Annotated in this window: 9 protein-coding genes; 3 read left to right on the top strand and 6 right to left on the bottom strand. The window is 69.6% G+C overall.

Going from position 1 to position 10,047, the window contains the following annotated elements; all coding sequences use genetic code 11:
- Both ACR2MZ_RS13740 and ACR2MZ_RS13735 read right to left on the bottom strand, forming a co-directional pair.
- On the bottom strand, window positions 1–2,125 hold a 2,125-nt coding region (locus ACR2MZ_RS13740), incomplete at its 3' end, for an alpha/beta hydrolase (protein WP_434005607.1).
- A 279-nt stretch (window positions 2,126–2,404) separates the two neighbouring features.
- Entirely contained in the window at window positions 2,405–3,481 is a 1,077-nt protein-coding gene (locus ACR2MZ_RS13735; RefSeq protein WP_434005606.1) for a class I SAM-dependent methyltransferase, read from the bottom strand.
- A 227-nt stretch (window positions 3,482–3,708) separates the two neighbouring features.
- On the opposite strand from ACR2MZ_RS13735, the gene ACR2MZ_RS13730 reads away from it, so the two are divergent.
- On the top strand, window positions 3,709–5,433 hold the full coding sequence (locus tag ACR2MZ_RS13730) for an adenine deaminase C-terminal domain-containing protein (RefSeq protein WP_434005612.1): 1,725 nt from the start codon (window positions 3,709–3,711) through the stop codon (window positions 5,431–5,433).
- A gap of 89 nt (window positions 5,434–5,522) precedes the next feature.
- Here ACR2MZ_RS13730 and ACR2MZ_RS13725 read toward each other — a convergent pair whose 3' ends face one another.
- Both ACR2MZ_RS13725 and ACR2MZ_RS13720 read right to left on the bottom strand, forming a co-directional pair.
- Window positions 5,523–5,987, bottom strand: a complete 465-nt coding sequence (locus tag ACR2MZ_RS13725) for a peptide deformylase (RefSeq protein ID WP_434005611.1) — start codon at window positions 5,985–5,987, stop codon at window positions 5,523–5,525.
- Window positions 5,987–6,499: a glycine cleavage system transcriptional repressor gene (locus tag ACR2MZ_RS13720; RefSeq protein WP_434005605.1), complete on the bottom strand. Its 513-nt coding sequence runs from the start codon at window positions 6,497–6,499 to the stop codon at window positions 5,987–5,989. Before ACR2MZ_RS13720 ends, ACR2MZ_RS13725 begins: the two co-directional genes overlap by 1 nt.
- 57 nt (window positions 6,500–6,556) lie before the next feature.
- On the opposite strand from ACR2MZ_RS13720, the gene ACR2MZ_RS13715 reads away from it, so the two are divergent.
- On the top strand, window positions 6,557–7,123 hold the full coding sequence (locus tag ACR2MZ_RS13715; RefSeq protein WP_434005604.1) for an isoprenylcysteine carboxylmethyltransferase family protein: 567 nt from the start codon (window positions 6,557–6,559) through the stop codon (window positions 7,121–7,123).
- Window positions 7,124–7,163: 40 nt separating this feature from the next.
- Here the strand turns inward: ACR2MZ_RS13715 and ACR2MZ_RS13710 are convergent, their stop codons facing one another.
- Both ACR2MZ_RS13710 and ACR2MZ_RS13705 read right to left on the bottom strand, forming a co-directional pair.
- Window positions 7,164–8,195 carry a type III polyketide synthase gene (locus tag ACR2MZ_RS13710; protein ID WP_434005603.1) on the bottom strand — a complete coding sequence of 344 codons (1,032 nt, stop codon included), beginning with the start codon at window positions 8,193–8,195 and terminating at the stop codon, window positions 7,164–7,166.
- Window positions 8,192–9,337 carry an NAD(P)/FAD-dependent oxidoreductase gene (locus ACR2MZ_RS13705; protein ID WP_434005602.1) on the bottom strand — a complete coding sequence of 382 codons (1,146 nt, stop codon included), beginning with the start codon at window positions 9,335–9,337 and terminating at the stop codon, window positions 8,192–8,194. Before ACR2MZ_RS13705 ends, ACR2MZ_RS13710 begins: the two co-directional genes overlap by 4 nt.
- Window positions 9,338–9,517: 180 nt before the next feature.
- Here ACR2MZ_RS13705 and ACR2MZ_RS13700 point away from each other — a divergent pair, with 180 nt between their 5' ends.
- Window positions 9,518–10,042: a DUF1697 domain-containing protein gene (locus ACR2MZ_RS13700; RefSeq protein WP_434005601.1), complete on the top strand. Its 525-nt coding sequence runs from the start codon at window positions 9,518–9,520 to the stop codon at window positions 10,040–10,042.
- The last annotated feature ends 5 nt before the right edge of the window (window positions 10,043–10,047 follow it).

Here is a 10,047-nt window from a genome sequence, read left to right as displayed (position 1 = left end):
TCCGGTTCTGCGGTCTCTGTGGGGTGAGTTGGGTGGTGGGTTTGGTTGCCTGTGGGGCGCTGCTGGGAGGGATCGGTCGGGGGTGTTGGGGGCGGCCGAGCTCTGCCGCCAGCGCTCCGGCCAGCCGGGTGGGGGTGGCCTGCTCATAGTCGAGCCGGCGCCCGGCGCGGTGCCGGCGCAGCCGGTGGTGGACGTTGACCTGCTGCTCGAAGTGGTGACGGAGGGGTACGTAAACGAACGGCCGCCCCGCCGCGGCGAGCTCCATGGTCGTGCCCAGGCCGCCCTGGACCAGGGCCACGTCGCTGGCCGCAAGCCAGCGGTAGAGCTGGTCGACGTAGGCCAGCAACTCGACCCCGGCCGGAGCCGCCAGCCGGGCGGGGTCGATCCGGGGCCCGCAGACGCAGACCAGGCGCAGGCCCGGTATCCGCCGGCACGCCTCTGGGTAGGCCGCGATAGCCCGTCGTAGCAGGTGCTCACCGGTCCCCGAGCCGCCGACCGCGACCACGCAGACGGGCTCACCGGAGCCCCAGCCCAGCTCCTGGCGGACCTGCTCCCGATCCAGCCCGGCCGGGTCGTAGCCGGGCACGAAGGGGACCAGCTGGTAGTGGCGGCCGACCCACTCCCGGATCCCAGGCAGGCCGGGGCCGAAGTCGCGGTCGGGGATGTCCGCCAGCCCGCCCAGGAAGATGGCGCGGTCGCGCACGCGCGGGAATCGCTCGATCTGCTCGAGCATCTCGGCGTTGTAGTCGGCGGTCAGCTCAGCCTCCCGCTCGCCGCCCTCGGGCAGCGGCAGCCAGCCCACGAAGTCGGTCAGCCAGGCGTAGGCGGCGGTCTTCAGCTCCGGATTCTCGTGCAGGAAGTGGTCCACCTCCCAGGCCTCGTCGCCAATCCAGAGGTCGTAGGCGGTCTCCCGGACCACGTCCAAGAAGAGCATGAAGTTGGCGAGCAGGATCTCGTCCATGCGCCGGAAGGCGTCGAAGACGGCGAGCTCGTGCTCGGCCGCCTGGGCGTCGATGTGGGCGACCTCGCTGGCCAGCTCGGAGCTGGCCGGATGCACACGCTCGCCAGCGGCCTCGAGCACCCCGGTCACTGGCGGCTGGGCCAGCCAGTCGATCTCCAGGTCGGGGTGCAGCCGGCGCAGCTCGGCGGCGATGGCCAGATCGCGACGGACGTGGCCGAGCCCGATCGGGGAGGAGATGAACAGAGCCCGGCGCCGGCGGACGGCGGCCCGGGTCCAGGCGCTGGGAGCGGGTGCCGACGGCATTAGGCGGGTCGCAAAATCGCGAATCAGCAGGTTCAGCCGCACCGGGTGGCGGGCGGTCGGAAAGTGACCCGAGCCCTCCAGAACCACCCACGAGCCACCGGTCAGCTCGGCCAGCCGAGCGCCCCACGCTGGTGGCGTGATCCGGTCGTCGCTTCCGTTGACGACCAGCACCGGGCAGCGCACCGCCCGAGTTAGATCCTCGGCGGCCGCAGTATCGGCGATCTCGTTGCCGGCATCGCACATCGCGACCACTTCGGGCGTGGTCTCGAGCCCCCAGCCGACTGCGTCTTCCAGCTGCTTGGTGGAGTGGGGTTCCGGGAGTGCCTCGCCGAAGAAGAACTCGAGGAAGCCACGGAAGTCACGCCGCCAGTAGGGCAGGTTGTACTTGGCCCAGCCCTCCTCGGTGGCGAGCTCGTCCGCGAACGAGTGCACTGTGCGGGTCGGGTGGGGTGCGCCCAACCCTCGCATGGCGGGACTCACGAGCACGAGACCCGCCACCCTGGGCTGGGCGAGCGCAGCCAGCTGGAGCCCGTGGCGCGCGCCCCGGGAGAGCCCGACCACCAGAGCAGCGTCGACTTGAGCGGCGTCGAGCACCGCCAACGCGTCCGCGGCGAGCTCGCGGTCCAGGTAGGCGGCGGGGTGCGCCGGGCGGTCGGAACGCCCGCTGCCGCGGGCGTCGAAGGTCACCACTCGGAACCGTCGGGCCAGGTGGGGCACCTGTCCTTTCCACTGCCGGGAGGTCATGATCGACCAGCCCGGCAGCAGTAGGATGGCCGGCTCACCTTCACCGAAGACCTCGTACCCGACCCGGACGCCCCCGCCCTCTACGAAGTCAGAGACGGCGGGTTCCCGCGCTCTCATTGGCTGCACTCTGCCACCGACCGATCCTGTGATCGTCGTCTGACGCGCTTTCACAGGAGCTCGGTCATCAAATCCGCTGCCCGAGCGGCGCCGCCGGGAGGGGCCGGCCGGCAATGGTGGCGGTAGGGCCGGCTGACCTCGGGGGCCAGAAACCTGCGACGGCACGCGGACCCCCCGCGCACGACAAGCCCGAACCGTCGGGCTTGCGCGCTGGGGGAGGGGTCCTGCCGGCCGCACTCAAGCGGGCGTCATTTTCGTCGAGTGGGGTCCCGGCGGGGGTTAGGGACGCACCTCGTAGACCAGATGGATCATGCCCTCTGTGGCGCGGCGGAAGCGGGTGAATCCAGCCGCGGTGGCTACGTCTCGGATGCGAGGCTCGCCCGCCTGGGCGCCGAGCGCCAGGCCGACCTCCTGCGCCAGGGAGCTGGGCGTGCAGAGGAAGTTCGAGAAGCTGTAATAGGCGCGTCCGATCGGGTTCAGGTTGTCCTCCACTTTGTCCCCCGCGAGGGGTTCGACCACCATCCAGGTTCCGTCCGGCTTGAGGGTCTCGCGGACGTGGCGTGCCGCGCCGACGGGGTCGCCCATGTCGTGGAGGGAGTCGAACGTTGTGACCAGGTCATAGGCCGCGGGGCCGGGAAAACCTTTGGCCGGTGCGACCTCAAACTTCACGCGATCACCCATGCCCGCCGCCTCCGCCTGCCTCCTGGCGAGCGCCAGTGAGTCCGGATGGTAGTCGAAGCCGGTGAACCGCGATCGTGGATAGGCCTTCGCCATCAGGAGGGTGCTGCGGCCGAGCCCACAGCCGACGTCGGCGACCTCGGCGCCGGCCTCCAGCTTGTCGACGACCCCGTCGAGCGCGGGCAGCCAGCTGCTCACGATGCTGGCGTCGTAGGTCGGCCCGAAGAATCGCGCGCAGCCCTCGTGCACGCCCGGGTCGTGCTCGTGCCAGCCAAAGCCGGCTCCGCTGCGGAAGGCCTCCCGGATCTCGGGCTCGGAGCGAAGGGTCGACGTCGCCAGCTGGAACCAACCGCACGCGAAGGCCGGGCTGGCCTCGTTGGCTAGCGCCAATGCGTGCTCGGCAGGCAGGGTGTAGCGCTGGGTGCTGGGGTCGTACTCGACGTAGCCGCCGGCGGCCTGGGCGTTCAGCCACTCGCGCACGTAGCGCTCTGTGGTGCCCGTTCGCTCGGCCAGCTCAGCCGTCGAGATCGGACCCGCCCCGGCCATCGCCTTGTACAGGCCGAGCCGGTCGCCGATCACGACCAGCCCAGCGTTCACCGTGGCGCCGAGCTCGCCGATCAGCTGCCCTACGAAAGCGTGGACCTTCGCCTCATCGATCGCCGCTGTTTCTACTGACATGGTTGCCTCCTTGCGTGAGATGGGAATGCCTCGACGGTAGGCCGCCCACGAAACCCTCGCATCTGCAGCCCCCCTAATTTCTTGGGGCCGGTTCCGATGCCCGCATCCGGTGGCAGGGAGCCCGAGAGCGGTCAGGTACCGCTGTCTGCCTCGTGCGCGGGCTGGAGGAGGAGGCCTCAGCCTAGCCCGGAGGCACTGGGCTCGGATTGGCCTTAGCGTTGGCGGACGTGACTTATCACCTGGCACCGGACCGGAATACCCTGCGGCGGCTGCGGGACGTCGCCAGGGGTGCGGCTCCTGCCGACCTCGTCATCAGCGGCGGAGCCCTGGCCAACGTCTTCACGGGGGAACTGCAGGAAGGCTGGGGCCTGGCGGTGGCCGCCGGCCGAGTGGCATTCGTCGGTCCCGATGCCGAGGTCCACGCCCGGGTGGGAGAAGGGAACGGCCGGGTGGACTTGGCGGGTGACGTGGTGGCGCCGGGCCTGATCGAAGGCCACACGCATCTGACGCGAGTCCGGGTTTCGGATTTCGCCGACGCGCAAGTCTGTGCGGGAGTGACGACGACAGTCGTTGAGTCGATGGAGTACGCAGCCATCCTTGGGCCTGAGAGCCTGCGCTTGTTCCTGGCTGAAGCTGCCCAGACTGCGGGCCGCCTGCTGTACACGATTTCCGGGCTGATCATGATCGACCCCGAGCAGAGCTCTCGCCTCAACGCAGACGATTGGATCCAGCTCCTCGATTCTCCGGGGGTGGTCGGAGTGGGCGAGATCTACTGGGCCGACCTGCTCCGCGGTCATGAGCGCTCGGAGCGTCTGATCGAAGCAGCGCTCGCCCGTGGCCTGGCGGTCAGCGGCCACGGCGCGGGGGCTCGGCCGGCTGGAATCAATGCGATGGCCGCGTCGGGCGTCGGTTCGGACCACGAGGGCATCGACGCCGACGATCTGCTGCAGCGGCTGCGCGTCGGCCTGCATGCGCTGGCCCGGCACGGCGCCACACGCCAGGACCTCCCGGCCATCGCTCACCTGTGGCAGCGGGGCGCGATCGACCTGAGCCGGCTGGGCCTCGTCACCGACGGCGTGGAGCCGTCCGATCTGGCCGAGGGGCGTTCACTCAACATCGTGGTGGCGAAGGCGGTGGAGCTGGGGCTGCCGCCGGTCTCCGCCCTGCGGCTGGCGAGCCGCAACGTGGCCGAGCACTTCGGCCTCGGCCGCTGGCTGGGCGGCTTGGGAGCAGGCATGCTGGCCGACGTGGTCGTGCTGCCCCGAGCCGGCGGGTCGATCGGCTTTCAGCCGCGGCTGGTGCTGGTGAGTGGGCGGCGGCCTGAGCCCTCGCCGCCATCGCGCTACCCGGACTGGTTGAGTCAGACGACCCGGCTCGGCGTGCTTCCAGCTGCCCTACTCGAGCGGCCGCCGTCGGGGTGTTGGCGGGCGATGGAGCTGCAGACGTCGACAGTAACGCGAGAGGTGGAGAGCGACGGCCGCTCGGATCTGCTCTGCCTGTGCCTCGGCCGCGACGGTTCGGGCCGAGGCTTTCGCGGCCTCCTGCGAGGGTTCGGACTAAGGACCGCCGCAGTGGCCATCAGCTCCCCTTGGGAGCTCAATGCAGCGCTGATCGTGGGCGAGGCTCCAACCGAAATGGCGCTGGCGGCTCGCCGCTTGGAGGAGCTTGGTGGCGGTGTGGTGGTGACCAGGGAAGGTTGCGTGGAGGCCGAGTACGCCGCACCGGTGGCCGGTCTTTACAGCGTGAAGCCCTTGAACGAAGTGGTCAGCGAGGTGGCCGCCGTCAACTGCGCGATGCGGACACTTGGCTGCACCAGCCCCAATCCCATCCTGACGTTGGAGACCCTAACAACCGGCGCCATCCCCTTCCTCAGGATCTTCCCCGGCGGCTACCGCCGCTTGCGGGACGGCGCGATCCTCGGTTTGGAATGGGAGTCGACGGTCAGCGTCTAGGCTGGCGGAGGCCGGGATAACCGCGCCGCCCAGGACGGTGTCGCCTCCATCGGAGCCAGCAGAGCCGCGGTGCGTCGCCGGACGGATGGCTAGCCGCGGAAGTGGAGGGCGTGAGCAGATGCGATGCGATCCAGGATCAGGATGCCGTCCAGGTGGTCCAGCTCGTGCTGCACAGCTCGCGCCTCGATTCCCGAGCACCATTTCTCCTCGGCCCCCAGGCGAAGATGGATGCGCCGGGCGCGCCGCACGTCAGCCAGCACACCGGGGAGACTCTGGCAGCCTTCCCGGCCCACTTCCTTGCCGGCTCGGTCGAGGATCACAGGGTTGATGAGCAGCAGCAGTCCATTGTGAGCCTCCGCCGCCGGATGGCGGGAGACGTCCACCAATGCGACGCGAGCCGGCTCACCGATCTGGGGCGCGGCAAGTCCCCAGCAGCGCGGCAACGAGCGCATTGTGTCCAGAAGGTCGACGACCAGCCCAGCCACCTGATCGGCAGCTGGCGCAGCACACTCCTCCAGCAGAATCGGATGGGGATAGGTGAGGACCTGACGGATCAGAGAACGTCACTCTCCAGCGCGCGCAGCGCGTGGCGCAAGCCCAGCGGCGGCAGTTCCGCCCGCAGGGCCGGCTCCAGCCGTACGCCGGCCGGGATCTGGATCTCCATGTTGACCACGTACAGGGCGGAGCCCTGCTCGACCAGCCGGCAGGTCATGTCGCAGATGTTGACGTTCTCCCGCGCCAGCAGTGATGCCACCTGGCGAACTATGCCAAGGCGATCAGGTCCGTAGACGGTCAGGCGATGATCCGGTTCCTGGCTGTCGGCCGCCTCGCCGACCTCCCACACATCGACGAGCAGCCCCAGCCGCCCGGCGACAGAGTCCAGCTGCGCGGCCACATCACCCTTTCCGCCGGGACCGTGGCAGATCAGCATCATGGCGAAGTAGCCGCGCAGGATGGAAGTGGAGAGATCCTCCAGCGAGCACTCCAGCTCCTCCAGGGCGACAGTGACCGCTGCAACAATGCCGGGCCGGTCCTGGCCCATCACCGCCACCGCCAGTCTGGCCATGCTGCCAATGTCGCACAAACTGCGCCGATAACTGGGCAGACAGTAGTGTTGCCGTCCGTGAACCGATGGCGCCGCCTGCCGCGCTGGTACGTGGCCCTGCTCGGGCTCGAGGGCGCTCAGCGCCTCCGGGAGATGGCCGTTTCCATCCGGCACGAGCGCGAACTGGCAGGGCCGGCCGCTGCGAGCGGGCGCTATCCCCTGATGGTTGGGCTGCACATTGCGCTCTTCTGCCTGCCGCCGGTGGAGGTGATTGCGCTGCGGCGCCGGCCCCGGCTGCCGCTGCTCTGGGGGGCGGGAGTCGGTGGCGCCGCGGCCCTACGTTGGTGGTGCATCCGCTCCCTCGGTCAGGCCTGGAACGCCCGAGCGGTGGTGCCAAGCGATCTCCGGCCGGTCACAGCGGGTCCCTACCGCTGGATCCGCCATCCCAACTACGTGGCAGTGGCGCTGGAGTTCCTCTGCCTGCCCCTGGCCGCCGGCGCCTGGCTCAGCGCCGTCGGCCTCTCAGTGCTGAACGGCGCGCTGCTGGCCGATCGAATCCGAGCCGAAGAGCGCCTGCTGCGCCGCATCCCCGGCTACGAAGAAGCATTCGCCGGACGAGCGCGCTTCCTCCCTGGCTTGTTCTGATCGGCTCCAGCCGGAGGTCAGGACAGCCCCTGACGGTACGTCAGGACGGTGTGGCTCGATACCGGCGGAGGTGCGCCATGCCCACCGTGACGCCGGGCCCGAAAGCCAGCGCCAGCCCATCGCCAGACGTATCGGGCGGAGTCGCAGCCAAGCCGAAGAGCAGTGAGGCGGAGGACAGGTTGCCAACGCTGCTGAACACGCCCCGCGAGGCGGCCAGAAGATGAGGCTCGAGAGCCAGCGCCTGGTCGACAGCATCGAAGATTCGGGGTCCTCCAGCGTGCACCGCATAGAAGTCCGGCTGCGGCACGCGGTGCCTGGCCTGAAAGGCCTTCACAATCGGTCCCAGCTCGGCGGCGATGAGCCTGGGCAGCTTGCGATCGAGCACCACGTGGAAGCCCGATTCACGCAGGTCGAACCCCAGCGCCGCCATGCTGTGGGGCAGCAGCCATTCGCCGGTCGCCACCACCTCGAGTGCAGCCTCAGCTCCCGCCGGCCGGCCCGTCATCACGGTAGCGGCGGCCCCGTCGCCGAAGACGAGCGCCGCTGTCAGGTTGTCGATCGAGCGATCTCCCGGGTGAAAGTTCAGAGAACAGAGCTCGACCGCCACTACCAGCACCCGATCGTTAGGGAAGGCCAGGAGATGGCGGTGGGCGGCTGCGATGGCTGCCGCGCCGCCAGCACAACCGAGCTCAGTGATGGGGAGACGCAGCACGTCCGGCCGCAGTCCAATCTCGTTGGCCAGGCGCACGTCAAGCGACGGCACCAGATAGCCGGTGCAGGAAACGGAGATGACCATGTCGACGTCTGCCGGGTGCACGCGGGCATCTCGCAGCGCCTGGCAGGCTGCTGTCCGGGCCAGCTTCGGAGCGTGCTCGGCATAGGCACACATCGCCTCGCCGACCGAGCGACCGCGCACCACCTCCGCCAGCGGCGCGATGGCGTGGCGATTGACAGCTTCACCCGCAGCCGCGGCGGGCAGTCGTGGCCAGAAGGCGGACAGCGCGCGCTGCGACTCCTGGCGGTCGATCGCGTACTCGGGCAGGGCGGTGCCGAAGCCGAGGAAGAAGCTCACGAGCGTCTGGCAGCGAAGCCGCCCAGCGCCGCCCAATCACGAAGGCCGATTCGCCAAAGGGGCCGCGAGCCGTCGTTGACCTCCAGGAGTGAGGTCAGGGCTTGGGGCCGACGGTTGGCGCCCCTCATCGCTCGACCAGCCAGGTGGGAAGAGCCAGTCAGAGTGCGAGCGAGGTGGCTGACGAAGCGCCGCCGCCGCCACTGCGCGGCCCACCAGCGGCGGTAGCGTGACGGCGCTGAGTCAAGGTCGTGAGCCAGGAAGCCGGAGAGCGCGAGTGCCTGGTTGAGACCGGCGCTGATGGCGTCGCCCGTCAGCGGATCGAGGAAACCGGCCGCGTCGCCCGCCAGGAAGACACGGCCGCCAGCGACCGCGCCGGGCCGGACGGCGAAGGGGCCGGCGCCCCAGACTCGACCGGTCAGATCGGCGCTCGCCAGCTCTGGATGCGCCCGAGCAGAGAACTCGCGATAGCTGTCCATCACACTTGCGCCAGGCCGCCGCAATGAGCCGCGAGCGCCGAGCACCGCGACCAGCAGCTCAGAGGGGCCCGCCGGCGCTGCGTAGACCTCGACCTCATCGAGCAGGGTGACTCGAATCTCCCCCCAGTCGAGATCGGGGACGTGAACGTGTCCGACCAGGCCGTAGCGAGCTGCCCCCGTCGGCGGATGAGTCCAGCCCAACCAGTCGCGCACCCTCGAGCGCAGGCCGTCGGCCCCGATCACTGCTCGGGCCCGCAATTGTCCCTGTGAGGTCTCGACAGCAACTCCCCGCGGATCGGTCCTGACGTCAGTGACACGCACGCCGGTCCTGACGCCAGCCTTCTCGGCCAGGATGGCGTCGAGCCGCAGGCGGCGGACGCCGAAGCCGCAGCCGGAGCTGAATCGGCCCAGCGCGCTTCCCGCGCGGCCGGCCTCGCCGAGCCGGTATCGAACTCCCGCCAGGGGTGGAAAGCCAGCGGCTCTCAGGTCCACGCCGAGGTCCTGGAGGATGCGCGCACCGCTTGGCAGCAGGCCCTCGCCGCAGGGCTTGTCGCGGGGAAACTCGGTCGCCTCGAGAACGATGGCTCGCAGTCCATGCCGGGGCAGCAAGAGGCCCAGCGCCGCGCCGACCGGACCGCCTCCGACGACGATCAGATCGGAGTCCATGGCCGCCCGAACGCTACCACGCGGCTCCCCCACCGGCCGTATCGCGATCGGGTCTATGTGGCAGCGGTCAGCCGCTCCGACGCATTGCCGAGCGCGCCCGATGCTTTGTGATCATGGCACTGGTTACGTGTCGGCGGGCGAACGCGGACACGGACGCGTGTCGTTATGCTCGGCGCGGTTATGAGGCAGAGGTGCGCGCTGCTCCTGCGGGGCATCAACCTGGGAGCCCGCAACCGGCTTGGGATGGCCGACCTGCGCCGGGTGGTGAAGGAACTGGGCCACGACGATGCGATCACTTACCTGCAGAGTGGCAACGTCGTCGTGACGGCTGACGCGACCCAGGTTGGAGAGTTGCTGGAGGAGGCACTCAGGCGGGAGCTGGGGCTCAGCGTTCGGGTCTTTGTGCGCACCGCCCAGGAGCTACAGCGAGTGGTTGCGGCGAATCCCTTCCCCTCTCGGGTGAGCGCTACCAAGCTCCTGCACGTGGCCTTTCTCGACGAGGCGCCCGATCCGGTCGCCCTGGAGCGAGTCGGCCTCAGGCATGGTGACGACCGGATCGCGCTGGGCGAGCGCGAGCTCTACCTCGACTACACGGTAAATGTGCACCAGTCGCCGCTCAGCCAACCTTTGAACCGGCTCAAGGTGCCGATGACGATGCGCAACTGGGCCACAGTCACGGCCGTCACCAAATTGGCAGACAGCTGAGAGGG

This window comes from Candidatus Dormiibacter sp. (genome assembly GCF_050999135.1).
Classification (GTDB): domain Bacteria; phylum Chloroflexota; class Dormibacteria; order Dormibacterales; family Dormibacteraceae; genus Dormiibacter; species Dormiibacter spiritus.
This window is presented reverse-complemented; position numbering and strand designations above follow the sequence as displayed.